General features: G+C 62.7%; 21 protein-coding genes. 10 read left to right on the top strand and 11 right to left on the bottom strand.

Translation table 11 applies throughout. The features are described from left to right. The first annotated feature begins 2 nt into the window (after window positions 1–2). The 3 genes from Q5H92_RS22055 to Q5H92_RS22045 all read left to right on the top strand — a co-directional run bounded on the left by Q5H92_RS22055 (window position 3) and on the right by Q5H92_RS22045 (window position 2,364). The gene (locus tag Q5H92_RS22055) at window positions 3–1,343 is read left to right on the top strand and encodes a Gfo/Idh/MocA family protein (protein ID WP_305013732.1); all 1,341 of its coding nucleotides are present in this window, start codon (window positions 3–5) and stop codon (window positions 1,341–1,343) included. Window positions 1,344–1,497: 154 nt separating this feature from the next. Then, a complete protein-coding gene (locus Q5H92_RS22050) occupies window positions 1,498–1,917 on the top strand; it encodes a SpoIIAA family protein (RefSeq protein ID WP_305013731.1) in 420 nt (139 codons plus the stop codon). A gap of 72 nt (window positions 1,918–1,989) precedes the next feature. Next, complete coding sequence (locus Q5H92_RS22045) at window positions 1,990–2,364, top strand: hypothetical protein (RefSeq protein WP_305013730.1); 375 nt, start codon at window positions 1,990–1,992, stop codon at window positions 2,362–2,364. Between the two features lie 8 nt (window positions 2,365–2,372). Here the strand turns inward: Q5H92_RS22045 and lysA are convergent, their stop codons facing one another. Beyond that, entirely contained in the window at window positions 2,373–3,602 is a 1,230-nt protein-coding gene (gene lysA, locus Q5H92_RS22040) for a diaminopimelate decarboxylase (RefSeq protein WP_305013729.1), read from the bottom strand. Between the two features lie 169 nt (window positions 3,603–3,771). Between lysA and Q5H92_RS22035 the strand changes: the two genes are divergently transcribed. Continuing rightward, window positions 3,772–4,293, top strand: coding sequence for a DinB family protein (locus Q5H92_RS22035; protein ID WP_305013728.1), 522 nt, complete (start codon window positions 3,772–3,774; stop codon window positions 4,291–4,293). A gap of 71 nt (window positions 4,294–4,364) precedes the next feature. Here Q5H92_RS22035 and Q5H92_RS22030 read toward each other — a convergent pair whose 3' ends face one another. The 6 genes from Q5H92_RS22030 to Q5H92_RS22005 all read right to left on the bottom strand — a co-directional run bounded on the left by Q5H92_RS22030 (window position 4,365) and on the right by Q5H92_RS22005 (window position 10,381). Further along, complete coding sequence (locus Q5H92_RS22030; protein WP_305013727.1) at window positions 4,365–5,459, bottom strand: NADH:flavin oxidoreductase/NADH oxidase; 1,095 nt, start codon at window positions 5,457–5,459, stop codon at window positions 4,365–4,367. Between the two features lie 236 nt (window positions 5,460–5,695). Then, window positions 5,696–6,814, bottom strand: coding sequence for a 3-isopropylmalate dehydrogenase (leuB, locus tag Q5H92_RS22025; RefSeq protein WP_305013726.1), 1,119 nt, complete (start codon window positions 6,812–6,814; stop codon window positions 5,696–5,698). Next, on the bottom strand, window positions 6,808–7,404 hold the full coding sequence (gene leuD / locus Q5H92_RS22020) for a 3-isopropylmalate dehydratase small subunit (RefSeq protein WP_305013725.1): 597 nt from the start codon (window positions 7,402–7,404) through the stop codon (window positions 6,808–6,810). The genes leuB and leuD overlap by 7 nt, the downstream gene beginning before the upstream one ends. A gap of 79 nt (window positions 7,405–7,483) precedes the next feature. Then, complete coding sequence (gene leuC, locus Q5H92_RS22015; RefSeq protein ID WP_305013724.1) at window positions 7,484–8,878, bottom strand: 3-isopropylmalate dehydratase large subunit; 1,395 nt, start codon at window positions 8,876–8,878, stop codon at window positions 7,484–7,486. Between the two features lie 135 nt (window positions 8,879–9,013). Then, window positions 9,014–9,199 carry a hypothetical protein gene (locus tag Q5H92_RS22010; protein ID WP_305013723.1) on the bottom strand — a complete coding sequence of 62 codons (186 nt, stop codon included), beginning with the start codon at window positions 9,197–9,199 and terminating at the stop codon, window positions 9,014–9,016. 15 nt (window positions 9,200–9,214) lie between these two features. After that, window positions 9,215–10,381 carry a 2-isopropylmalate synthase gene (locus Q5H92_RS22005; protein ID WP_305013722.1) on the bottom strand — a complete coding sequence of 389 codons (1,167 nt, stop codon included), beginning with the start codon at window positions 10,379–10,381 and terminating at the stop codon, window positions 9,215–9,217. Window positions 10,382–10,591: 210 nt separating this feature from the next. On the opposite strand from Q5H92_RS22005, the gene Q5H92_RS22000 reads away from it, so the two are divergent. The 6 genes from Q5H92_RS22000 (at window position 10,592) to Q5H92_RS21975 (ending at window position 17,762) form a co-directional block, all read left to right on the top strand. After that, on the top strand, window positions 10,592–12,091 hold the full coding sequence (locus Q5H92_RS22000; RefSeq protein ID WP_305013721.1) for a hypothetical protein: 1,500 nt from the start codon (window positions 10,592–10,594) through the stop codon (window positions 12,089–12,091). Between the two features lie 152 nt (window positions 12,092–12,243). Then, entirely contained in the window at window positions 12,244–12,768 is a 525-nt protein-coding gene (locus tag Q5H92_RS21995; protein ID WP_305013720.1) for a DUF4833 domain-containing protein, read from the top strand. Between the two features lie 538 nt (window positions 12,769–13,306). Beyond that, window positions 13,307–14,206 (top strand): prephenate dehydratase, encoded by a 900-nt coding sequence (locus tag Q5H92_RS21990; RefSeq protein WP_305013719.1) that lies wholly within the window; start codon window positions 13,307–13,309, stop codon window positions 14,204–14,206. 152 nt (window positions 14,207–14,358) lie between these two features. After that, window positions 14,359–15,585: a pyridoxal phosphate-dependent aminotransferase gene (locus tag Q5H92_RS21985; RefSeq protein WP_305013718.1), complete on the top strand. Its 1,227-nt coding sequence runs from the start codon at window positions 14,359–14,361 to the stop codon at window positions 15,583–15,585. Between the two features lie 102 nt (window positions 15,586–15,687). Next, the gene (locus tag Q5H92_RS21980) at window positions 15,688–16,533 is read left to right on the top strand and encodes a prephenate dehydrogenase (RefSeq protein WP_305013717.1); all 846 of its coding nucleotides are present in this window, start codon (window positions 15,688–15,690) and stop codon (window positions 16,531–16,533) included. A gap of 158 nt (window positions 16,534–16,691) precedes the next feature. Next, window positions 16,692–17,762, top strand: coding sequence for a chorismate mutase (locus Q5H92_RS21975; RefSeq protein ID WP_305013716.1), 1,071 nt, complete (start codon window positions 16,692–16,694; stop codon window positions 17,760–17,762). Window positions 17,763–17,899: 137 nt separating this feature from the next. On the opposite strand, the gene Q5H92_RS21970 is transcribed toward Q5H92_RS21975, so the two are convergent. The 4 genes from Q5H92_RS21970 to Q5H92_RS21955 all read right to left on the bottom strand — a co-directional run bounded on the left by Q5H92_RS21970 (window position 17,900) and on the right by Q5H92_RS21955 (window position 25,669). Beyond that, complete coding sequence (locus Q5H92_RS21970) at window positions 17,900–19,597, bottom strand: T9SS type A sorting domain-containing protein (RefSeq protein ID WP_305013715.1); 1,698 nt, start codon at window positions 19,595–19,597, stop codon at window positions 17,900–17,902. Between the two features lie 141 nt (window positions 19,598–19,738). After that, window positions 19,739–21,826, bottom strand: coding sequence for a M13 family metallopeptidase (locus Q5H92_RS21965; protein ID WP_305013714.1), 2,088 nt, complete (start codon window positions 21,824–21,826; stop codon window positions 19,739–19,741). Window positions 21,827–22,047: 221 nt separating this feature from the next. Further along, window positions 22,048–23,604, bottom strand: coding sequence for a TlpA family protein disulfide reductase (locus Q5H92_RS21960; RefSeq protein ID WP_305013713.1), 1,557 nt, complete (start codon window positions 23,602–23,604; stop codon window positions 22,048–22,050). A 112-nt stretch (window positions 23,605–23,716) separates the two neighbouring features. Beyond that, window positions 23,717–25,669, bottom strand: coding sequence for a M56 family metallopeptidase (locus Q5H92_RS21955; RefSeq protein ID WP_305013712.1), 1,953 nt, complete (start codon window positions 25,667–25,669; stop codon window positions 23,717–23,719). Window position 25,670: the final 1 nt, after the last annotated feature.

Here is a 25,670-nt window from a genome sequence, read left to right as displayed (position 1 = left end):
CAATGTTCCAGGAATCTTCCGCTGCCGCTCCCGAAATCACCGACCTAGAGCCGCGCCACGACGAGTCGCGCCGTCAGTTCATCAACCACGCCGGGCGCGGGCTGCTGGCCGTGGGCGTGGCCGGCGCGCTGCCCCTCGCCGCTGCCAAAGCTGCCGCTCCCGACGCCGCCCTGCCGCCTGCCACCGGCCCGCTCGACATCAAGCTGCCGCCCCTCGAAGCTGACACCGACCCCAAGGGCGCCGACCCCTTTAACCCCGACGCGCCCGAGCGGCGCGTGGGCTACGCCCTGGTGGGCCTGGGCCACCTCACGCTGAACGAGATTCTGCCCGCCTTCGGCCAGTGCAAGCACGCCAAGGCCGTGGCCCTGGTGAGCGGCGACCCCGAGAAAATGCGCAAAGTGGCCCAGCAGTACGGCATCAAGCCCAGCAGCTGCTACTCCTACCAGACCTACGACCAGCTCAAGGACAACCCCGAGGTGGAGGTGATTTACATCGTGCTGCCCAACTCCATGCACCACGAATTCACCCTGCGCGGCGCCAAGGCCGGCAAGCACATTCTCTGCGAAAAGCCCATGGCCAACACCGCCAAGGAGTGCGAGGAAATGATTGCGGCCTGCAAAAAAGCCGGCAAAAAGCTCATGATTGCCTACCGCATTCAGTACGAGCCGCTAAACCGCGCGGCCATGAAGCTGGTGCGCGACAAAACCTACGGCGCCACCAAGCTGCTGCAAATGGTGAACTGCCAGAACCAGGCCCACGACCAGCAGTGGCGCCACAAAAAAGCCCTGGCCGGCGGCGGTGCCCTGCCCGATATCGGCCTGTACTGCCTGAATACCACCCGCTTTCTGCTGGGCGAGGAGCCGACCGAAGTATCGGCCCAGATTTACAGCACCCCGAGCGACGCGCGCTTCAAGGAAGTGGAAGAGAACGTGACGTTTACGCTGCGCTTCCCGAGCGGCGTTATTTCGCAATGCACCACCGGCTACGGCACTTTCAACAGCAAGGCTTACACGGTGCACGCCGAAACCGGCAGCATCAAGATGGACCCCGCTTTTCCGTATCATGGGCTGCGTCAGGAGCGGGTGCATGCCCCCAACGGCAAGCAGCTGAAGGAAACGCCCAACGACCCCATGAAAAACCAGTTTGCCCTCGAAATGGACCACATGGCCGAGTGCGTGCGCCAGAACAAAACGCCCTACACGCCCGGAGAAGAGGGCCTGCAGGACCAGCGCATCATGGAAGCCATCTACCAGTCGGCTCGCGAAAACAAGCCGGTGAAGCTGCCGGCAGTGGCCAAACTCGACGCCTTCCGGGGCGAAGCACCGACGGACGAAGAAGCCTAGGTCACGGCCGTTTCGGGGCCCGAACCGGGCATTCCGTCGAAAAGTGAACCGGAAAGTAACCTCCACCGGGGTTTGTCGGTTGAAGCCAGCAGCCGCCCGCGCCAATGCGCGAGCGGCTGTTTTTTTGCTTGCTCATTCGGTATTGATGCCCCCTTTGTCCCGTTCCCTTTATTTCGAAAACAGCCACGGACGCATCTGGGAAGAGCCGGAGGGCTACGTGCGGCTGGTGTACCACGCCGGCCCGCGCGAAGCCGTGCAGTTTCGGGCCCTGCTCACGCACGCCGCCCAGGCCCTGAGCCGCCACCGCTGGAGCCGCATGCTGGTCGACCAGCGCGACATGGCCCCCTTCAACCCCACCGAGCAGGACTGGATGACCAACCAGTGGCTGCCCCGCGCCGTGAACGAGCACGGCTACCGCCACGGCGCTATCCTGGTGGCACACAATGTATTTGCCCGCCTAGCCACCACGCAGTTCGTGATGGCCACGCGCGACTTGCCGCACACCTACCGCACCTTCGAGTCGGAAGCGGAGGCGCTAGCCTGGCTGGTAGCCCCGGGGGGAAACCAGGGCTGAGGAAGGGGCCGACCGAAGAGGCTGGATTTGGGAACCGGCGCGTAGTTTTGGGAAATCTCTTTCCTGTTCGTTATGCGCAAAATCCTTGGCTTCTCGGTGCTGTTGCTGGTTGCTTCTTTTTCCGCTTTTGCCCAAGCGGCTCCGGCTCGTGTAGCAGCCATTCAATATGAGCATTGCATGCTGATAGTACGGGGCGAGCATTTTTCCTCTGCTGGCAGCGGAATGGAACTGGATTATGGGCAGCAGGCCAAAGACGGCACTCCCAATTCCGAAATGCAGCAGGCCAGCACCGCCATTGGCAAGCTGAAATCGGTCATAGCAGCCCTCAACTACCTGAGCAGTCAAGGGTGGGAGTGCGTCGGATTCAACAGCATTATCTCGAAAGTAGCCTCAGGCTCGGGCTATACGGATGCGCAAACTGGCTACCTCATGCGGCGCCCCAAGTAGCACGCCGCTTAGCCCACCTTCGCCTCGGCCACAGTATCAACCTGGCCCGCCAGCAGGTCCTCAAACGTTTGGCGCTTGCGGATGAGGCGCAACTCGCCGCTCTCGTCGAGCAGCACTTCGGCCGGGCGGGTGCGCGAGTTGAAGCTGCTGCTCATCTCGAAGCCGTAGGCGCCGGCGTTGTGGAAGGCCAGCAGGTCGTTTTCGTGGATTTCGGGCAGCAGCCGGTCCCAGGCGAAGGTGTCCGTCTCGCAGATGTTGCCCACCACGGTGTAGAGCCGCTCGGCGCCCTTGGGGTTGGTCAGGTTGCTGATGTGGTGGTAGCTGTCGTAGAACATGGGCCGAATCAGGTGGTTGAAGCCCGAATTGACGCCCGCAAACACGGTAGCCGTGGTTTGCTTCACCACCGCCACGTTCACCAGCAGGTAGCCGCTTTCGCTCACCAGATACTTGCCCGGCTCGAACCAGCATTCCAGCGCGCGGCCGTATTCTTTCTCAAAGCTTTTGAAAGCCGCCGCCACCTGTTCGCCCAGCGCGTTCACGTCGGTTTCGGGGTCGCCGGGCTTGTAGGGCACTTTGAAGCCCGAGCCCAAATCCAGAAACTCCAGGTCCGGGAAGCGCGTGGCCGCGTCGAACAGGATTTCCAGCGCGCGCATGAACACGCCTACGTCCTTGATTTCGGAGCCCGTGTGCATGTGCAGGCCGCGCACGTGCAGGCCGGTGCCCTTCACCACGCGCTCCAGGTGGCGCATCTGGTGAATGCTGATGCCGAATTTAGAGTCGATGTGGCCGGTTTGAATCTTGTAATTGCCGCCGGCTTCAATGTGCGGGTTCAGGCGCACGCACACCGGGTAGGAGCCGCCAAACGTGGCCCCGAACCGCTCCAGGAGCGAAATATTGTCGATGTTGAGGTTGACGCCCAAGTTCTTGGCTTCCACCAGCTCCTCAAACGTCACCGAGTTGGGCGTGAACAAAATATCGTCGGGCGCGAAGCCCACATGCAGGCCCAGCCGCACCTCGTTGATGCTCACGCAGTCGAGCCCCGAGCCCAGGCCGTGGATGTGGCGCAGAATGGCCACGTTGCTCAGCGCCTTGCAGGCGTAGAAAAAGCGCGTTTTATGGCCCGAAAAAGCCGTGGTCAGCTTCTCGTATTGGCGCGTGATGGTCGCCGAATTATAAACGTATAGAGGGGTGCCGAACTGGTCGGCGGCAGCGCGCAGCGCATCGTTAATACCTGACATAATTACAAAAGTACGGCTTACGAGTGCCGTTGATAATTTGACGCCCTAAGAAGAACGTCATGCTGAGCGCAGCGAAGCATCTCGCGTGCTTCAACTAATTACTGACTTCATGCGAGATGCTTCGCTGCGCTCTGCATGACGTTCTTTCGACTACCAAAGATTCCCTCTCATGACATCTCCCGCTCCCCTCGAAGTCTGGCTGCGCGGCCCCATAGCCGGGGTACCGCCGCTGCTCCAGCCCGTGGCCCACGCCCTGCTGCAAGCCCGCGACGAACTGAACACCGCCATGGCTGATTTCCCGTCCGCGCTGCTCAACGAGCGGCCGGCCGGCGTGGCCTCCGTGGGCTTCCACCTGCAGCACCTCGCCGGCGTGCTCGACCGCCTACTGACCTACGCCCGCCAGGAAACCTTGTCTGAACAGCAGTTCGTTGATTTTCACGCTGAAAATCCGCCGCTCTCCATTGAGCCGGAAACCGTGACGAAACTTGTGCAGCGCTTCAGCGACCGGGTTGATACGGCTATCAATCAGCTAAAAGCTACCAACGAAGCCAGCCTGACCGAGGTGCGCACCGTGGGCCGGGCGCAGGTGCCGTCCACGCATTTGGGGCTGCTGGTGCACGCGGCCGAGCACACCACGCGCCACCTGGGCCAGCTGCTGGTGACGGCCAAATGGGTGCGGACGCTTTGCTGAATTAAGGAACGAGGAGTAATAGACCGTCATGTCTCGGCTGCGCTCGACATGACGGTCTGTTTGGCAATGGATTACCGCTGGCCGGCGGCCTCCTTGTGCACGCGCGGCTTGGCCCGCTCATACTGCGCCGGCCATTCCATTTCGGCGCCCAAATCGTGCGCCGCGAAGAGCGGGAAGTAGGGCTCACGCAGAAACTCGCGGGCCAGCAGCACCAGGTCGGCCTGGCCGTTGGCGAGGATGGATTCGGCCTCGACCGGGCTGGTAATGAGGCCCACCGCGCCGGTGCGAATACCCGCTTCGGCCTTGATGCGCTCGGCAAATTGCACCTGGTAGCCGGGGCCCACGGGGATTGAGGATTTGGGCACGTTGCCACCCGTGGAGCAGTCAATCAAATCGACGCCGCGGGTTTTGAGTACGGCCGAGAGCTGCACGGCGTCGTCGGCGGTCCAGCCGCCTTCGGTCCAGTCGGTGGCCGAAATCCGCACGAAGAGCGGCAGGTTTTCGGGCCATGCTTCGCGGGTGGCAGCCACCACTTCCAGCAGCAGGCGGCTACGGTTTTCAAAGCTGCCGCCGTACGCGTCGGTGCGGTGGTTGCTCAGCGGCGACAGAAACTGGTGCAGCAGGTAGCCGTGCGCCGCGTGCAGCTCAATCATCTGAAAGCCCGCATCCAACGCCCGCTGGGCAGCTGCCCGGAAGTCGGCAATGACTTTCTGAATGCCGGCGTTGTCGAGGGCTAGCGGCTGGGGGTAGTTATCGGCAAACGCTTCGGTGCCAGGGCCCACCACCGGCCAGCCGCCTTCGGTTTCGGGCACGGTGCCGGCGCCGCGCCAGGGGGCGTAGGTGCTGGCTTTGCGGCCGGCGTGGGCCAGCTGCACGCCGGGCACGCTGCCCTGCGCCATGATGAACTCGTTGATGCGCCGCAGCATGGGCACCTGCTCATCCTTCCAGATGCCGAGGTCTTCGGGGCTGATACGGCCCTCCGGCGATACGGCCGTGGCCTCCTGAATGATGAGGGCGGCCCCGCCCACGGCCCGGCTGCCTAGGTGCACGAGGTGCCAGTCGTTGGCAAAGCCGTCTTCGGCGCTGTACTGGCACATGGGCGATACCACAATGCGGTTTTTCAGCGTGACGCCGCGCAGGGCCAGGGGTTCAAAGAGCTTTATCATAAAGGCAAAAAGTAAAGTCAGGAAGCAAGATGCCTTAACCGGGTTTCGGCCTTCGGGGTTATGGGCTGCTGTGGTGAAGCAGATGTAAAAAACGGTCATGCTGAGCGCAGCCGAAGCATCTCTACCGCGCAAGTATTCATTTACTATTGCGGTAGAGATGCTTCGGCTGCGCTCAGCATGACCGTGCTGTCCGATTGGGTTGACTTGCGTTAGCCTCCTCAAATAGTTAACCCCCCTCAAATAATCGTGCTGAGCCCGATTTCTACATTAATTCGGTTCCACTGCTTCTCCCGGGAATCCGCAATCCAGAAGGCGATATAGTTGCCCACTTCCTCGGTGGTATACGGCGCAGTCGGGTTTAGCTCCGGCGTCAGGATGCCGTTGTTAAGGGCCTCGTCCACGGCCTCACGCACCAGGGCGGCTTCGGTGTGCAACTCCAGGTGCTCCAGCAGCATCGCGGCCGAGAGAATGGCGGCAATGGGATTGGCAATGCCCTTGCCCTTCGCCTGCGGATAAGAGCCGTGGATGGGCTCAAACAGTGCCACCCGCTCGCCCACCGACGCCGAGGGCAGCAGCCCCAGCGAGCCGGCAATGACCGAAGCTTCGTCCGAAATAATGTCGCCAAACATATTCTCGGTCAGAATCACGTCGAACTGCGTGGGGCTGAGGATGACCTGCATGGCGGCGTTATCAACGAAAAGGTAATCAACGCTCACCTCGGGGTATTGCGTGGCCAGTTCGCGCACCACTTCCCGCCATAGGCGGGAGGTTTCCAGCACATTGGCTTTGTCGATGAGCGTGAGCTTTTGGCGGCGGCCGGCAGCGGCCCGGAAGGCCAGGTGCGCGATGCGCTCAATCTCGGGGCGGCTGTAGGTGCAGTGGTCGTAGGCGGCCTCGCCGTCGGCGGTGCGGCCCTTTGCGCCGAAGTAGATGCCGCCCGTCAGCTCGCGGAAGATGAGCATGTCGGTGCCCTCGATGCGCTCGCGCTTGAGGGGCGAATGGGCCAGCAGCACATCGTAGGCCGTGACGGGGCGGATGTTGGCGTACAAGCCCAGTTCCTTGCGCAGGCGCAGCAGGCCCTGCTCGGGGCGCACTTTGGCGCTGGGGTCGTGGTCGTACTTCGGGTCGCCGATGGCCCCGAGCAGCACGGCATCGGCGGCGCGGCAGGCGGCCAGGGTTTCGTCGGGAAGGGGGTTGCCGGTGGCGTCGATGGCGCAGGCGCCCATCAGGTGCGAACTGAGGTCGAAGCGATGCTCGAACCGTTCGGCCACCGCTTCGAGCACTTTCACGGCTTGCCGGCACACTTCCGGGCCGATGCCATCGCCGGGCAACACGGCTATTTTCTTGCTTACCATGACCAGGTTCGGTTTGATTCGTAGGCCTCAATGGCCGGTTTCTGACTGACTAAATAATCAATGTCATCGTAGCCGTTCATCAGGCATTCCTTTTTGTAGGCATCGATGTCGAAGTGAAAGCTCTCGCCCGTGGCAGGGACATGGAGCGTTTGCTCCGGCAGGTTCACCACAAATTGGGTGTCGCCGTCTTTTTCGGCCAGGGCAAACAGGCGGGCTAGCTCAGCATCCGTCACTTGCAGGGGCAGTAAGCCGGTATTCAGGGCATTGCCGCGGAAGATGTCGGCGAAGTAGCTCGAAATCACCACCCGAAAACCGGCGTCGTAAAGCGCCCAGGCGGCGTGTTCGCGGCTGGAACCACAGCCAAAATTCTTGCCCGCCAGCAGGATTTGGCCGTCGTAGGCTGGGTTATTCAGCACGAAGTCCGGCTTCGGCGTTCCATCGGCGTCGAAGCGCCAGTCGCGGAATAGGTTTTCGCCAAATCCTTCGCGCGTGGTCGCCTTCAGAAAGCGGGCCGGGATAATCTGGTCCGTATCGATGTTTTCGAGCGGCAGCGGCACGGCGGCGGAATGCAAGGTCTGGAATTTTTCCATTAGGGTTATGTAGCCTGGACTCTGCGAGTCCGGGCCTGGTCGTTCACATATGCCCGGACTCGCAGAGTCCAGGCTACAATCAATTCAAATACTGCGTGATGTCTACAATACGGCCCTGCACCGCCGTGATGGCCGCCACCAACGGCGACGCCAGCAGCGTGCGCGAGCCCGGCCCCTGCCGCCCTTCAAAATTTCTATTTGACGTCGCCACGCAGTAGGCTCCGGCCGGAATTTTGTCCTCGTTCATGGCCAGGCAGGCGCTGCAGCCGGGCTCGCGCAGCTCAAAGCCGGCCTCGGCCAGAATCCGGTCCAGCCCCTCGGCAATGGCCTGCTGCTCTACCTGCTTCGAGCCGGGCACGATGATGGCCTCGACGTGCCCGGCCTTCTGCTTGCCCCGCACGTAGGCCGCCACCGCCCGCAAATCCTCGATGCGCGAGTTGGTGCAACTGCCGATGAAAACGTAGTTGATTTCCTTGCCCAGCAGCGACTCGCCCCGCTGGAAACCCATGTATTGGAGCGACTTATCGAAACTATCCGCTTCGCCAGCGGGCACTTCGCTGGGAATGTGGCCATTGAGCGCGATGCCCATGCCGGGGTTGGTGCCGTAGGTTATCATCGGCGGAATGGCGGCGGCATCGAAGCGGTGCTCGGCGTCAAAAACCGTGTCTTCGTCCGAATAGAGCGTTTGCCAATAGGCTACAGCCTGGTCCCAGGCGGCTTCCTTCGGCGCGTAAGGGCGACCTTCAACGTAAGCAAAAGTCGTTTCATCGGGGGCGATGAGGCCGCCGCGCGCGCCCATTTCGATGCTCATGTTGCAGACCGTCATGCGGCCTTCCATGCTCAGGCCGCGCACGGCGCTGCCCGCGTACTCCACAAAGTAGCCGGTGGCCCCGCCCGTGCCGAGCTGCGCAATCACATACAGAATCAGGTCTTTGGCCGTGACGCCGGGCTGCAGTTCACCATCCACCGTGATGCGCATGCGCCGGGGGCGGCTCAGCAGCAGGCATTGGGTGGCCATCACCTGCGCCACCTGGCTAGTGCCGATGCCGAAAGCCACCGCGCCAAACGCGCCGTGGGTGGAGGTGTGGCTGTCGCCGCACACGATGGTGGTGCCGGGCAGTGTGAGCCCCAACTCCGGCCCGATGACGTGCACGATGCCCTGGCGGGCGTGGCCCAGGCCGTACAGTTCCACGCCGTATTTGGTGCAGTTGGCGGTCAGCTTGTCCACCTGCGAGCGGCTCAGCTGCTCCGCTATGGGCAGGTGCTGGTTGCGGGTGGGAACGTTGTGGTCGGCCGTGGCGAGGATGCGCGCGGGGCGGAACAGCGGCAGGTCGCGGGCTTCGAGCTCGTCGAACGCCTGCGGGCTGGTCACCTCGTGGATGAGGTGCCGGTCGATATACACGATATCCAGGCCGCCGGGCGCGGCTTTCACCACGTGCGCCTCCCAGATTTTATCGAATAAGGACTTGGGCATTGGGGTGGGTGCTTTGTACTTGGTGCTTGGGAAAAAGAACGTCATGCTGAGCGTAGCCGAAGCATCTCGCGTGCCACCACTAAATCCTTTTCTGGCGATTGAATTACTACCACACGCGAGATGCTTCGACTTCGCTCAGCATGACGGGCTAAATCCAGAATCAGATGAGAAGTCTGCTGCTGTGGGTGCGGCTTGCTGCGTCACGGCCACAGCGTAGCTAATCCAGTCGGCGCAGCGCTGCGAGGACGCCGCCGGCTGCTCGGTTTGTTGGATTTCGGGGAAAGCCGAGAGGTTGGTATAAATTACTTCTTTGGTAGTCATAATGTTAATTTTTAATCAGTTAGAAATAACGAGCTTTTCCTGCTCCACGAGCATGTGCAAGTCGTTGTCAACCACCTCGCGCTGGCGGTCGGCCAGCTGCAGAAAGCTGGCGTAGGCCTTGTTCAGCTCGGGCTTTTCGAAGTCGTAGCCCAGTTTCTGAAGGCGGTAGGCCAGGGCGGCGCGGCCCGAGCGGGCCGTGAGCACAATGGACGAATCGGCCACGCCCACTTCGCGCGGGTCGATGATTTCGTAGGTTTCGCGGTGCTTGATGATTCCGTCCTGGTGGATGCCGCTGCTGTGCGAAAAGGCATTGGCGCCCACAATGGCCTTGTTGGGCTGCACGGGCATGGTCATCAGGTGCGACACGATGGCCGAGGTTTCGGCCAGCAGGCGGGTGTTGATGCGGGTGTCGAGGTTGAGGTAGGGGTGCTGACGCAGAATCATCACCACTTCTTCCAGGGCCGTGTTGCCGGCGCGCTCGCCCACGCCGTTGATGGTGCACTCAATCTGGCGCGCGCCGTTCATCACGCCCGCAATGGAATTGGCGGTGGCCAGGCCGAGGTCGTTGTGGCAATGCGTGGACAGCCGCACGGTGTGGATGCCGCGCACGTTTTCGTGCAGGAACTTGATTTTGGCGCCGTACTCCTGCGGCAGGCAGTAGCCGGTGGTGTCGGGAATATTCAGCACCGTGGCGCCGGCCCGAATGGCGGCCTCGCACACGCGGGCCAGGAATTCGTTGTCGGTGCGACCGGCGTCTTCGGCGTAAAATTCCACGTCTTCCACGAAGCTCTTGGCCAGCTTCACGGCCGCGATGGCGCGGGCCAGCACGTCTTCGCGGGTGGTGCAGAGCTTGTGCTGAATGTGCACATCCGACGTGCCGATGCCGGTGTGGATGCGCGGGTAGCGGGCCGGCCGCAGGGCCTCGGCAGCCACGCGAATGTCGTTTTCGACGGCCCGCGAGAGGCCGCACACCGTGGCTTCCTGGGTTTGGGCGGCAATGGCCTGCACGGCGGCAAAATCGCCGGGGCTCGACACCGGAAAGCCGGCCTCGATGACGTCGACACCGAGTTGTTCGAGCTGCCGGGCAATGAGCAGTTTCTCGTCGCGGTTTAGCTTGCAGCCCGGCACCTGTTCGCCGTCGCGGAGCGTGGTATCGAAGATTTGGATTTGCTGGGTGGCCATGCGATAATCGCCCCGGGAGCGGGGCTGCGGTGGTGAATCGGTTGGCAAGAACTACCGCCCGCGCGCACCGCAAAACCGTATTTTTAGAAATTATACTATTTCCAAAAGCGAGGTTTTTAAAATCAAGATTCTTGTTGTCAATCAGTTGAATTGTCCATCCTTACAATGCCTACCAAAAGTCCGGAGCCCGTTTTTCAGCTGATAAAGTCCTTGACGCGGACCGAAAAGCGCCATTTCCGGCTGTTCACCAACCGGCCCGGCGCCAGCGAAGACCTGAAATTCCTGCTCCTCTTCGATGCCCTCGACGCCCTGGAAATTTCCGATGATGACGCCGTGATGACCCAGGTGCCCAGCCTGAAACGGGCGCAGCTGGCCAACCTCAAGGCCAACCTCTACCGCCAGATTCTGGCCAGCCTGCGCGTGTACCACGCCGGCCAGAACCCCGACATTCAGTTGCACGAGCAACTCGACTACGCCCGCGTGCTCTACAACAAGGGCTTCTACCAGCAGGCCCTGCGCATGTTGGAAAAAGTGAAAACGGCCGCCCGCCAGGCCGAAATGCCGCACATCGTGCTGCTGGCGCTCGATTTTGAGAAGCTCATCGAAAGCCAGTACATCACCCGCAGCCTGAAGGACCGCGCCGATACCCTCACCGCCGAAGCTACCGACACGGTGGCCCACCTGGCCAGCCAGCACGCCTTCAGCAACGCCGCGCTGCGCCTCTACGGGCTGTACCTCAAAGCCGGGCACGCCCGCAACCGGGCCGACCACGAGCGCATCACGGCGTTTTTTCGGGAAAACATGCCAGCGGCTCCGGCCAATGATGGGGGCTTTTTCGAGAAGCTTTACTTCTACCAGGCCCACGTGTGGTACCACACGCTCGACCAGGATTTTCGGGCCGGCTACCGCTACGCCCAGAAGTGGGTGGACCTGTTTGAGGCCGCGCCGCCGATGAAGGAGCTGCAAACCATGCTCTATATCAAGGGCCTGCACAACCTGCTGGCTTCACTTTACAACCTGCTGTACTACAGCAAATTCAAGCAGGTGCTCAATGTGCTGGAAGAATTCGCCGCCAACCAGACGCGCCGCAGCAGCCCCAACACCGAAATCCTGCTCTTCCAGTACCTCTACACCAACCGCATCAACGCCTGTTTCCTCGAAGGCCGCTTCACGCAGGGGCTGGAAATTATTCCCGACCTGCTGGAGCAGCTGGAGCGCTACAAGCCGCAGCTCGACCTGCACCGCACGCTGGTGCTCTACTACAAAATCGCCAGCCTGTACTTCGGCAGCGGCGAGTTCGGCAAGGCCATCGAGTACCTGAACCTCATTATCCAGCACAAGGAACTGAGCCTGCGCGAGGACCTGCAATGCTTCGCACGCATCCTGAACCTGATTGCGCACTACGAGGCCGGCGACGACGCCAGCCTGGACTATCAGATTCGCTCGGTGTACCATTTCCTGGGCAAGATGGATGACCAGCAGCCCATGCAGGTGGAGATTTTCCGGTTTCTGCGCACGGTGGGCACCATCGCGCCGCACGAGGTGCGCGAGGCATTCAGCCGGCTGCGCGACAAGCTGATGGTCATTGCCGCGATGCCGTACGAAGGCCGGCCTTTTCTGTATCTCGACATCATTTCCTGGCTGGAAAGCAAGATTGCCGGCGTGCCGGTGCAGGAGGTAATGCAGCGGAAATTCCGGGCGATGAAGTAATGTAGCGTGGACTCTGCGAGTCCGCGCGTGAGCGCAGCGAGCAGCCGGGACTGCACCATACGCCTGATGCTCGCTGCGCTCGCACGCGGACTCGCAGAGTCCACGCTACAGGCAGGCGTACCTTTGCGGGCCCATTTACCCTCTCAAAAACAATGTCGGCAACGACCTTTCTGCTGTTTTTTAACTTGCTTTGGGCGCTGCCGCCCGCCATCACCTTCCCGGTGCCGAGCGGGGTGCCCAACCAGCTGTTCTACCTGCAGCGCGACCCCAACACCAACACCGTTATCTACCAGCTGAACGTGGACCGCGCCGGCCGCCTCAACGAAGACGAGCCCGTGAACGTGTTCTGGCTGCGCTACGACGAGCACGGCGAGCGCAAGGACCTGAACTTCATCCAGCGCAAGTTTGCCTACGGCCTCACCGCCGAAAAGCTGGCTGCCGATAAGTACGAGCTGAAATTCGCCGCCTACAACAAAGTCCGGTTCTACCTGCTGCGCTCGCCGGTTGATAAGGCCTTCCACGTTTACACCACCATCGGCGGCAAGCAGCTGCAGCTGGAGCGCGTGTTTCTGCGCATCGAGGGCGGCACGTTCTGGGTGCCGAATGTGAAGTACATCGAGTTCAAAGGGTTGAATACCGCCACCCGCGAGCCGGCAGTAGAGCGGATAATGCTGTAGCGTGAACTCTGCGTGTCCGCGCCCGGAAGCGAAAACAGGAACACCGGAACCGCTTCATTTGGGTCTGATATAAAATTCCGACATCAGCCGGTTTCATTTGCATTTGTGCCGCGCGTGCCTACCTTGCAGCCGTAAACCACCCCCACTATGTTCCAGACGCGCACCTTTTTCGGCTATTATTACTTCTACGCCACCGCGTAGAACGAGCCGCCGTTTGTAGCTAATCCTCAAACTTATCCAGCGCCGCTCGTTCATCGGGAAGGCGCTTTTTTAATGCCCATTCAACTCATGGCACCCACGCAGCAGAGCTTCTTTTATTACGCCTACTACTTCTTCTACCCGAAGAAGCCGGCCCGCTGTTGCCCGAGCTAACCACTCGCTGCCAACACTACCAGGGCCCCACACGGAGGCCCTTTTTTATTGCCCATTTTCTAGTTGTCAGTTGCGGGTTGCCAGTTGTCAGAAATTCGACAGCCCGCCTTATTCAGAATAGCCTGACAACTGACAACCCGCAACTGACAACTAATAACTAACCATCATGCGCGTTTCCATTCAGGGTTTTCAGGGGAGTTTCCACGAAGTAGCGGCTCGGCAATTCTTCGGACCAGAGCCGGCTTTGCTGCCCTGCGCCACTTTTGGCGCGGTGGTGGCCCACGTGGTGGCCGGCACTGCCGAAGCCGGCCTGATGGCCATGGAAAACTCGCTGGCCGGCAGCATTCTGCCCAACTACCTGCTGCTGGAGCGCCACCCGGTACAGGTGACGGGCGAGTTGTATCTGCCCATTCACCAGCACCTGCTGGCCCTGCCCGGCACCACGCTGGCCGAGGTGCAGCAGGTGCATTCGCATCCCATGGCTCTGCGCCAGTGCGGCGAGTTCCTGGACCGCCACCCGCACTGGAAGCTGGTAGAAACCGACGACACTGGCCACAGCGCCCAGTTGCTGGCCGAAACCCGGACGCCCGGCGTGGCCGTGGTGGCCGGCACCCACGCTGCCGCGCAGTTCGGCCTACAAATCCTGGCCCCCGCCATCCACGACGACCCGCACAACTATACCCGTTTCCTGGTGCTGGAGCACGCCGAAACGGCCCGGATTCATCCGCAGGCTGATAAAGCCTCGCTTTATTTCTGTGCACCGCACGCGCCGGGCAGCCTGGCCGCCGTGCTCAGCCGCGTGGCTGCCCACGGGCTGAATCTGAGCAAGCTGCAGTCGTGCCCCCGGCCCGGGCAACCCTGGCACTACGGCTTCCATGCCGATGTGGAGTTTGAGAGTATGCCGCAGCTGGATGCGTTGCTGGCCGATTTGAAGGCAGTGACGGAGGAACTGCGGGTGCTGGGCGCCTACCGCCGCGGGAGTATGGCGGAGGCGATGGGAGCGGGGCAGCAGACAGCCGTGTCATTGCGAGCGGAACGCAGTGGAACGCGGCAATCCGTCCTGTAGATGTGACCGGCTTGATATATGACAAAGATTTTCAATACAAGCAGGGCTCCGCAAGCCAAGCTTCATCACAACTCTAAGTTGGTCGCTGGAAAAGGACGGATTGCTTCGCTACGCTCGCAATGACAGATACACTCGCAATGACAGAAGAGACCATGCATATTCCCATTGCCAGCCGCCTGGCCCACACCGGCGAGTACTATTTCTCGCGCAAGCTGCGCGAACTGGCGGCCCTCAACGCAGCCGGCGCCAACATCATCAACCTCGGCATCGGCAGCCCTGATTTGCCGCCGCACCCCAGCGTGACGGCCGCCCTGGCGGCCAGCGTTGCGCTGCCCAATGCCCACGGCTACCAGGGATACCAAGGCACGCCCGCCCTGCGCGGCGCCATGGCCGAATTCTACCAGCGCCACTACGGCGTGGCGCTGGACCCGGCCAGCGAAATTCTGCCGCTGCTGGGCTCGAAGGAAGGCCTCATGCACATCGCCATGACCTTTCTGGAGGCCGGCGACGCCGTGCTCATCCCCAATCCTGGCTACCCGACCTACCGCGCCGTGGCCGAAATCAGCGGGGCCGAGGTGCGCGAATACGACCTCACGGCCGCCGCCGGCTGGCTGCCCGATTTGGAGGCGCTGGCCCAAACCGACCTCTCCCGAGTCAAAATGATGCTGGTGAACTACCCGCACATGCCCACCGGTGCTTCGGCCGATGTGGCGTTTCTGATGCGGCTGGTGGCTTTTGCCAAAGCCCACGGCATTTTGCTGGTGCATGACAACCCATATGGCTTCATCCTGAATGAAACGCCGCCCGTGAGTTTGCTGGCCGTGCCCGGTGCCCGCGAGGTGGCCCTGGAGCTGAATTCGCTCAGCAAGAGCCACAACCTGGCCGGCTGGCGCGTGGGGATGCTCTGCGGCCGCGCCGACCTCATTGCAGACGTACTGCGCTTCAAAAGCAACATGGATTCGGGTATGTTTCTGCCAGTGCAGCAGGCGGCGGTAGCGGCCCTGGCGCTGGGCGACGACTGGTTTCGGGAGCTGAACGCCACCTACCGCGCCCGCCGCGCGCTGGTGCTGGAGCTGCTGCGCGCCCTGGGTTGCGCGCCGGCTCCGGGCCAGGTGGGCCTGTTCATCTGGGCCGCCGTGCCGGCTGGCTTTGCCGACGGCTACGCCCTGAGCGATGCCGTGCTGGCCCGGGCGCGGGTGTTCATCACGCCGGGCGGTATTTTCGGCAGCAACGGGCAGAGCTACGTGCGGGCCAGCCTTTGCCAGCCGGAAAGCGTGCTGCGCGAGGCGCTGGCGCGGGTGCAAGGCATATCTGAACCACATGACAACGAGCAGAATGGTCATGTCGAGCTTGCCGAGACATCTCGCGTGCCGAAGTAATTAAAACTGATTTCACGATTGAGTGGCTACCTCACGCGAGATGTCTCGGCAAGCTCGACATGACCGCCTAATAACTCAACCCTCAAAACATAACCCTTTTCCATGAACGTCACCATCATCGGCCTTGGCCTCATCGGCGGTTCGCTCGCCCTCAGCCTGCGGCAGCACGGGCTGGCCCGGCGCTTCATTGGAGTGGAGCAAAGCCCGGCCCACGCGCGCCGCGCCCTAGAGCTGGGCTTGGTCGATAAAATCGAACCCGACCTGGCTGCGGCCGTGGCGCAGGCCGATTTGGTGGTGGTGGCCGTGCCGATGGATGCTATGCTGACCGTGCTGCCCGCCGTACTCGATGCCGCCGGCCCGCAGCAGGTGGTAATTGACGTGGGCTCGACCAAGCAGGCGCTGCTGGCGGCCGTGGCCGGGCACCCGCGCCGGGGCCGCTTTGTGGCGGTGCACCCCATGGCCGGCACCGAGTATTCGGGGCCCGATGCGGCCGTGCAGGGCCTGTTCGATGGTAAAACAGTGGTGCTGTGCGACACCGAGCACAGCGACCCCGACGCCGTGCAGCTGGTCGAAAAGCTGTTGCAGGCGCTGCCTATGCGGCTGCTGTACCTCGATGCGGCGGCGCATGATTTGCACACGGCTTACGTGTCGCACATCTCGCACATCACCTCGTTTGCGCTGGCGCTCACGGTGCTGGAAAAGGAGAAAGAGGAGCAGCGCATCTTCGATTTGGCCAGCGGCGGGTTTGCGTCCACGGTGCGCCTGGCCAAAAGCTCACCGGCCATGTGGGTGCCCATCTTTCGCCAAAACCGCCCGAACGTGCTCGATGTGCTCGATGAGCATTTGCATCAGCTGCAGCACTTCCGCGAACTGCTGGCGCGGGAAGATTACGACGGCCTCACCCGGCAAATTCAGCAGGCTAACCACATTCGCAAAATTCTGCCTTAGCGCAACGACTTTCAAGAACGTCATGTCAAGCGCAGCCGAGACATCTCGCGTGCTTTCACTAATCCAATCAAAATAATTACTTCGGTATGCGAGATGTCTCGGCTGCGCTCGACATGACCTTACCACTAATTCCCATGAATCCATCCGCCATCCCCGCCATGAAATCCGCCTTATTCAACCGTCAGCCCGACGACAAGCCCTTTCTCATCGCCGGGCCGTGCTCGGCCGAAACCGAGGAGCAGGTGCTCGAAACCTGCCAGCGCCTGGCAGCCACCGGTAAGGTGCAGGCCCTGCGCGCCGGCATCTGGAAGCCCCGCACCAAGCCCGGCGGCTTCGAGGGCGTGGGCACCAAGGGCCTGCCCTGGCTGAAGCGCGCCAGTGAGCTGACCGGCCTGCCCACGGCCGTGGAAGTAGCCACCGCCAAGCACGTGGAAGACTGCCTGGCCTTCGGCATCGACATTCTGTGGGTGGGTGCGCGCACCACCGGCAACCCGTTTTCGGTGCAGGAAATTGCCAACGTGCTGCGCGGCGTCGACGTGCCGGTGCTGGTGAAAAACCCCATTCACCCCGAACTGGAGCTGTGGGTGGGCGCCGTGGAGCGCCTGCAGAAAGCCGGCCTGAAGCAAATCGGCCTCATCCACCGGGGCTTTTCGAGCTACGGCAACACCGATTTCCGCAACGCCCCGATGTGGCACCTGCCCATCGAGATGAAGCGCCGGCTGCCCGAAATGCCGCTGCTCTGCGACCCCAGCCACATTTGCGGCCGGCGCGACACGCTGGCCGCCGTGGCCCAGCAGGCCCTGAACCTGGGCTTCGACGGCAACATGATGGAAAGCCACATTGACCCGGATAATGCCTGGAGCGACGCCAGGCAGCAAATCACGCCCGAGGTGCTGCGCGACCTCATCGAAGGCTTGGTGTGGCGCCACGAAACCACCAACGAACAGGAGTTCCTCTCGGCCCTGAGCGGCCTGCGCGAGCAAATCAACCAGCTCGACGCCGAGATGATGCAGCTGCTGGGTCGCCGCATGGCCGTGGCCGAGAAAATCGGCCTTTACAAGAAGGAAAACGACATCACCATCCTCCAAACCAACCGCTGGAACGAGGTGCTGGAACGCGCCCAGCGCCAAGGCTCGTCCGTCGGCCTCACCCGGGAATTTGTGGAGCAATACCTGGCGGCGGTACATTTGGAATCCATCAACCGCCAGAATAAAGTGATGGAAGGGTAGTTTTGTGCCAATCTAGAACTTTGGGCCGGGCTGTTGTACCAACATTAAACTTTGCTTCAATAGAAAAGTCGCTTCATCGCCAATGAAGCGGCTTTTTGATTTTTAAGAATTGATGTCGACGGAATTCGTGGCGCCGGCTACTCTACCACCAAGCGCTGGGTGGCCGTTACCGCGCCGGCCCGCACTTGCACGGCATACACGCCCGGCGCCAAGCCCTTCAGGTCGAGCGCATGGCGCAGGCCGGTGGCGGGCAGGGGCAGGGTTTCGGTGTGCACGAGACGGCCCAGCGCATCGGTCAGGGTGAGGATGGCGGCGGGGGCGGCAGGCACGGCGGGCAGCTGCACGGTGGTGGCAGTGTGGGCCGGGTTGGGCGCCAGCGAGAAGCTCAAGGTGCCCCAGGCCGCTGTGGTGGCCGTGAGGGCGGGGTCGGTGAGGGAGGCCAGGAAACCCAACGGTGTGGTTCCTGTGTTTGGCACAATCAACGACCCGAAGGCCGTAGTAGTGGGAAGAGCACCGGCTACGTACAGCCGATTGCCGAATAAGGCCAGCGCCGTTGCTCCCGCTGCATCGGTTGATTGGGCCCAGGCAAAGCTGTAGCTACTGCCCGCGTCCACGAGCTTGCATAAGAACATGCCACCCGTCAGGGTGGTGGTGCCCAGGGTAATGGTACCGCTAAAGTATCCCGCTGCATACACATATGGTCCCCTCGCGACCAGGGCCAGGGCGTCGCTTTGGCCGTTACTGCCCCCCGCTCCCCAGGCCCACGTAAAGCCGGTGCGGGCGCCGTTGTCGGTCAGCTTGGCAACAAAAATGCTGTTCCAAGTGCCAACGGGCAGCGTGGTTAAACCGAAGCGCGGCGGGCCTCCTTCGTATTGACCAGCCACGTAGACGTTGGTGCCCTCAACGGCGATATCGTGTGGCTTGTCGTCGGAAGGGCCTCCGCCGGACCTGGCCCACTCAAAGCCACCGGTACTACCCGCATCAACCAGTTTGGCCACGAACACGTCGGCGTTGCCGCTGCTGTTCAGGCCCAGGCCACCGTAACCGCCGCATTGGGCCGAACCGGAAAAATACCCGGCCACGTACAAGCTGGTTCCGTTGAGTGCCAACGCGGTGCCGCCGTCGGAGCCACCCCCCTGAATAGCCTGCACCCACACAAACGATGCGGTGGTGCCCGCGTCGGTGAGTTTAGCCACATACCCATCGTCCAAGCCGTAGCTGGCCAGGGAAAAGCTGCCAAACGCTACCTGGCCTGCAAACTCGCCCGTCACATAAACGTTGGCTCCGCTGGCTACCACGTTAAAGGCTTCGTCGAAGCCGGCCCCTCCTAGCTGCTTGGCCCAGGAAATGGTGCCAGAGGTACCCATATCGGTGAGTTTTGTCAAAAAACCGTCCCTATCTCCGGCGTTCAGCAAGGCCGTGCTGCCGAAATTACAGGTAGTACTCATGAAGTAACCGGTCAGGTACACGCTTGTGCCGGTCGTTGCTAGTCCGTTGCAATGGTCATAGCCAGCGCCACCCGCCCGTTGCGCCCAGAGAAAGCGAGCCGCAAGAGGGTCCCACTTGGCTACAAAAACATCGTTGCTTCCGGCACTTGTTAGGCTGATTGCTCCAAAAGTGACCGTGCCCACAAAATCGCCCGCCACATAAATATTGCCATTGGCATCAGTGGCTGTTTTTGGCGTTCGGGAGTATTGGCCGCTGCTCTGGCCTGCGGCCATCGCCGTCTGCCAGGCCGGCGCCTGGGCCCGCGCCGCCGGCCCCGCCAGCCACAGCAGAATCAACAACAGCCCAGCCACGGGGCCGCACTGCATCAAAAAGAAGAAGTGCTTCATTATGCTGTGAGTAACGGCACGCCATCGGTAGAATGCTGGTTTAAATATAGCCGCATAAAGAAACCCCGACGCCTGAGTCCCGGGGTTTCTTGCCGACCCATAGGAGGCGCGGACTACAAAGTCCGCGCTACGGCCGCCCTACTACCAAATCACTGCCCTGTCGGCCGGCTTCCGCACCATCTTGTTCCCCTCCTGGCACCCAAACGCCGCCTGAAACTGCGGCATGTTCATCAGCGGGCCAATGGTGCGGTACTGGCCGGGCGAGTGCGGGTCGGTGGCAATTTGCTGGCGCAGAGCCTCCGGGCGGATGTTGGTGCGGCGCAGCTGGGCCCAGCTCAGGAAGTAGCGCTGCTCGGGCGTGAAGCCGTCGTACTTCGGGCGCGGGCCGGTGCCGTAGCGCTGCCGGAGCTGCTTCTCAAGCGCGCCGTACACCACCGTGAGGCCGGCAAAATCGGCCAGGTTTTCGCCCATCGTCAGCTGCCCGTTCACGTGCACCGAGTCGAGGGGCGAGAAGGCGTCGTACTGGCGGCCCACCACGGCGGCGCGCTTCGTGAACTCGGCCGCGTCGGCCGGGTTCCACCAGTCGCGCAGGTTGCCCTGCGAGTCGTACTGCCGGCCCTGGTCGTCGAAGCCGTGGGTCATTTCGTGGCCCATCACCCCGCCAATGGCCCCGTAGTTGATGGCATCGTCGGCCTGGGGGTCGAAGAAGGGCGGCTGCAGGTAGCCCGCCGGAAACACGATTTCGTTCAGCGCCGGGTTGTAGTAGGCGTTAATGGTGGGCGGCGTCATGGTCCACTCGTTGCGGTCGATGGGCTGGCCCAGGTGGGCGGCCTCGCGCCGGCTTTCCCAGAGGCGGGCGGCCAGCAGGTTTTTCAGGTACGAATCGCGGGAGATGGGTAGGGCCGAATAGTCCCTCCACACGTCGGGGTAGCCGATTTTCACGCGCAGGGCATTCAGCTTTTTCAGGGCTTCGGCCTTGGTGGGTGCGCTCATCCAGGTGTTGGTCTGGATGTGCTCGGCCATGCTGGCCTTGATGTTGGTCACCATTTCCAAGGCCTTGGCCTTGGCGGCGGGCGGGAAGGCCTGGTCCACGTAGAGCTGCCCAAACGCCTCGCCGAGGTAGTTGTCGGTGGCGGCCTGCATGCGCTTCCAGCGGGGCGCCTGCTGCTTGGCGCCGCTCTGGGCCTGGGCGTAGCGGAAGGCCGCGTCGGCGTAGGACGTGGGCAGGGCGCCGGCCACCGAGCGCAGCAGGTGCCAGCGCAGGTACACCTTCAGGTCGGGCAGGCTTTCCGTTTTCAGCACGGCATTCACCTCGTCAAAAAAGGCTGGCTGGCCGATAATGACCTCCCGGGCCTGGCCCAGGCGCATATCCGCCAACAGGCCTTTAAGGTCGAGGGCGGGGTAGCGCTGCTGGGCAGCGGCCACGGTCAGCTTGTTGTAGTTGGCCTGCGGGTCGCGCAGCTCCACGGGCGTGCGCGAGGCCTTGGCCAGGCGCGTTTCGATGCGCTCCACGGTGGCCGCGTCGAGTTGGGCTACCACGGGCGGCGCGCCCAGCAGGCCGAACATCTGCGTCAGGTAGGCGCGGTAGGCGGCCTTCACCTTCTCGGTGCGGGCATCGGTTTTGAAGTAGAACTCGCGGTTGGGCAGCGTGAGGCCGCCCTGGCCCAGCTGCACGGCGTACTGGGAGCTAATTTTCTCGTCCACATCCACCCCCACCCGGAAAAACGGACTAGCCCCAATTTCCTGCAAATGCACCAGCTCGGTGCGCAGGTTGGCCAGGCTGCGGATGTTGGCCACGCGGTCCAGCTCCGGCTGCAAGGGCGCCAGCCCGGCCCGGTCGATGGCCGCCGTGTCCATGGCCGCCGCGTAGAAGTCGCCCACTTTCTGCAGGTTCGAGCCGGGCGTGGCGGCGCGGTTGGCCGCCGCATCTTCCAGAATTTTGCGCAGCAAATCCTGGGTGCGGTTGCCGAGCAGGTTGCGCGGCCCCCAGCTGCTGGCGTAGCTCGGCACGGGGTTGTTGCGCAGCCAGTTGCCGCCCGAAAACTGGTAGAAGTCGTCGCAGGGGTTCACCGTGCGGTCGAGGTCGGTCATATCGAGGCCCACGCCTTTGGGGTAGGTTTCGGTGGGAGCGGCGGGCGCGGCGGTAGTAGCTACCGTGGTCGGTTTGGTGCTGGTGCAGCCGGCCAGCGCCAGCGCCGTGGCCAGGCTGAAGGAGGCAAGGTTTTTCATGAGTGGGCGGGCGGGGTTTGCAAACGCAAAGTAGCGGCAAAGACCCCGGCCGGGCCCGCAGGATTGCATAGAAAATTGTAAAACCGCCTGTCATCCTGAGCATAGCGAAGGACCTTCTCACGTTTGAACATTTTGCAATAATTCTTTCAGCCCAGGCTTGATAAGGTCCTTCGCTACGCTCAGGATGACAGGCGGTTTTTATTCCGCAGTGCCCGCTTTCCCTACCGCAGCCCCAGCCGCTCGCGCAGCTGCTGATACAGCTTTTCGCCGTCGCTGGGATGGTAAGCACTGGCCTCCACCAGTTGGCCGTTCTTGTCGAAAATCATGTAAGTGGGCAGGTAAGGAACCGCCGACTTAAGGGATTCCTGCACGGCCTCCGAGGCCAGGTAGTGGGCGCCGCGCAGGGTGTTTTTGGCCGCCAGGGCCGCCCACTTTTCCCGGAAGCCGGCTTTGTCGACGGAGATATACAGCACTTCAATGCCGTTTTTGCTGGCAAACTCGTGCAGGCCTGGCTCGTAGCGAAACTCCGCGATGCACGGCCCGCACCACGACGCCCAGAAATCGACAAACACCGGCCGACCGGCAAACTGCTGCCGCACCAGCCCGGCCAGCGTCCGCACCGTGTCGAGGCCCGGGGCGAAGGCCAACGCGTGGGCGCCCACCGCCAGGGTGCCAAAGGTCTGGTTCTGGCCCGCTTTGGTCAACGCTGTGGGCTCCTTGGGCAGGGCCTTGGCCATGAGGGGCGCGTACGGGCTCGCCGGAAACAGCTGCTGGTAGTCGGCCGCTACCTTGGCAAAATCGACGGGGCTCATGGTCCTGAAGGCCAGGGCCGTGAGCATCAGGTCGCCCACGGCTTTGGCCTGTGCGGGGGCCGGCAGGTAGTCGAAGCGGCCAAAGTCGCCGAATACCTGCTCAAACTTCGGGGCGTGGCCCGCCCAGGTGCGGGCCGTGGGCGCGGGGCCGGGCAGCACACCCTGCGCGCGCAGCCCCGCCACAATGCCCAGGTTGCCCAGGGCGGAGTAACGGTAGCGGGGCAGGGTGGGGGCATAGCGGGCGCACAGGGCCTGGATTAGCTGGCGGGCTTCGGCGTCGGGCATTTGCAGGTGCAGGTTGGCCTTGGCGGGGTTCTGGAAATGAAACTCCAGCGCCTGGCCCGCCCAGAACAGCACGCGCTGCTCCACCTCGGCCGTGAGCACGTCGTAGCAGCGCTGGCTGATTTGGTGCTCGCGCAGGGCCGCCATCAGCAGGGCTTTGGGCGTGGCGGCTTCGGCTTCCAAGGCGGCCAGGCCGGCGGTGGCCGTGGGGGCACCGGCCAGGGCTGCTCGGATGCGGCTGCCATCGGGCGGGCCGCCATTTAGGAGCTTGCCCTGCTCCAGCAGGTTATTGCCCGCCGCATTGGCGCCCCCGAAAACCACCGTGGGCGGCGCGTTGCCAGCGCCGGGCTTCAGGGCGAAGGTGATGCGCGCGCCCGGCTCCACAAACGACAGGTTGCGCGGTACATATTTGCCACTGTAGCGCACAAAGCCCGTTTCGGCGTGCCGCAGCCGGTAGCTGAAGCGCCCGCCGCGCACCGCGGCTTCATTCGGGCCATCGGCGAAAAAGTAGCTCAGCGGCACCCCCGGCAGCGGCTCGAAAATGGCCACAGTGGTCGAGTCCGGCACGCCGGTGAACTCACCCGAAATAACGGCCGGCACGGCCTTAAGTGCGTTTTTTTGGGCACACACCAAGCTGGGGGCGACGGCCAGCGCCGCCCCCAGCAGGGAAATCCAGTACTTCATTGCAGAAAAAAGGAAGAATATCTAGCTAAGCGAAGACGGTTCATTTCGCCGCGGGAGGAAGTTGGATTAGACAGACTGAAGTCAATCCTCCGCTTCCTCCCGCGGCGAAATATTACTTCTCTATTTGCTTAAGCTTTGGCGGGTGGGTATAAGACTCCGAGAGGAAATTGCCCGCGCCATCGAACGTGACGTAGCCCGGCCGGCGGCCCAGCACAATCTCGGCCTGGTAGCGCGAGGGGCCACCGTTGGCGTCTTTCAGCTCCGTCACGCCCAGCAGGCGGGCGGCGGGGTAGTGCTGGGTGAGGTAGGCTAGGGCCGGCGCGGCCAGGTAGGGCACGCTGGTGGCTGCCTGGGCCGGGGCGGCATCGGGCACCGGCGTCATGACATACGTCGAACTGCCCAGCTTGTCGTTGAAGGCACGCACCTCGGTGCTGTTCTCATTCGCTTTGGTGGTCACCACCAGCACGCCGTTGCCGGCATCGGCCCCGAAGAGCTGGCGGGCTTTGTCGCCTTTGAATACGCTGATATTAGCAATGTTGCTGGGGCCGATGTCCTTCATGTCGCCCGCGTAGGGCTGGCCGTCCACGTACACAATGGGCGGCGTCTTCATGCCCGGAAGGGGTATCGCGCCCGCGGAAGTTGCTGTCGTCGCAGCCGGGGCTGGAGCTGCCACCAGTTGCTCGTCGGCGTTGAAATACAGCTTGTGCTTCTCGCCGTTGCTGGCCGTGATGCTGGCGTAGTACTTCACATGCGGCACCTTTTCCGACGCCTTGTCGCTGATAAAATAGCCGCCGATGGTGCTGCCCGGGTAGGTTTTGGCAATGTAGGCCTTGATACCGTCGGGCAGCTGGTGGTCGGCCGGGTCCACGGCCGGCACAGTCGAAGGAGGCATCTCGCTGCCTCTTTCCCGCGCCTTTGCCGCAGCCACCTTCGCGTTGAAAGCACGCACGTCGGCGCGGTTCTGGTTCTGCTTTGAGGTAATGACCATCACGTATTCGTCCTGCGGATTGCCGGAGATTTTGCGGGCTTCGTCGCCCTTCAGCGCCTCCATAGACGCCACATTGGCCGCGCCAAGCTTGAGTTCTTCTGCGATGGAGCTCACCTTGCCGTCGAGGTAGTGAGTGGCGTGCTCACGGTCTTGTTGAGCCGACGCTGCTTGGGCTGCCATTGGCCCCGCCGGCCCGCCGCCCTGCGCCCGCGCACCCGAAAAGCCCAGCGTAGCAGCCAGCACCAGCGGCCCGGCCACGAAATAACGGGCCAGCTGCCCGGTCGAAGAAAGCGGTTTGTTCATCATGACAACGCGGTTTTTGAGGGTTGGAAAGGTGAAATGGGAAACAAGAGCAGGGCCCGGCAGCGCCTGGCTCAGGCGCAACAGGCTGTATTGGTAGGCGCGCCGGTCAAGGCCGGTTTGCAGGGCGGCGTGGTCGGCCAGAAATTCGAGGTTATCGAGCAGAGCTCGGCGCAGCAGCCAGGCGGCTGGGTTGCACCAGGCGGCGGCCTGCGCCACGTGGGCCAGCAGCACATCCAGGGTATGGCCCTGCCGCACATGCACCTGCTCGTGGCGCAGCACGGCGGCCAGCTCCGGCGCCGGGTGCCGCGCCGGGTTTAGGTAAATAGAAGGCCCGAACGAGAACGGGCTGACGTCGCCCGGCAGCGCCCGTACGGCCACGCCCTGCACCACGGCCGGGCGCGAGCGGCGCCGCAGCCGTGCCAGCGACAGCAGCTGCATCAGTAGCCGCCCCAGCCCCAGGGCCACGCCCGCGCCATATACGGCCAGCGCGACCGCGTTCCAGTCGATGGGCGCCGGCGCGTCAGCCGCCGGCCCGGCCGTCGCCGTGGTGGCAACATCCATCAGCACCACGGCCACCGGCTGGGCGGCCACGGGCGGCAGCATCGCCGGCACCGGCAGGGCCGGGTACACCGCCGAAAACAGCAGCACAAACACGAGGTACACTCGGTTCAGCGTGAAGAACGTGAGCCGGCGCAACAGCCCGAAATACGCCACCGCAAAGAGCAGCAGCGCCCCGTTGGCCTTCAGCAAATACAGCAAAGTGGGCGAGAGCATG

The sequence above is a fragment of the Hymenobacter mellowenesis genome (genome assembly GCF_030581005.1).
In the GTDB taxonomy this organism is placed as follows: Bacteria; Bacteroidota; Bacteroidia; order Cytophagales; family Hymenobacteraceae; genus Hymenobacter; species Hymenobacter mellowenesis.
This window is presented reverse-complemented; position numbering and strand designations above follow the sequence as displayed.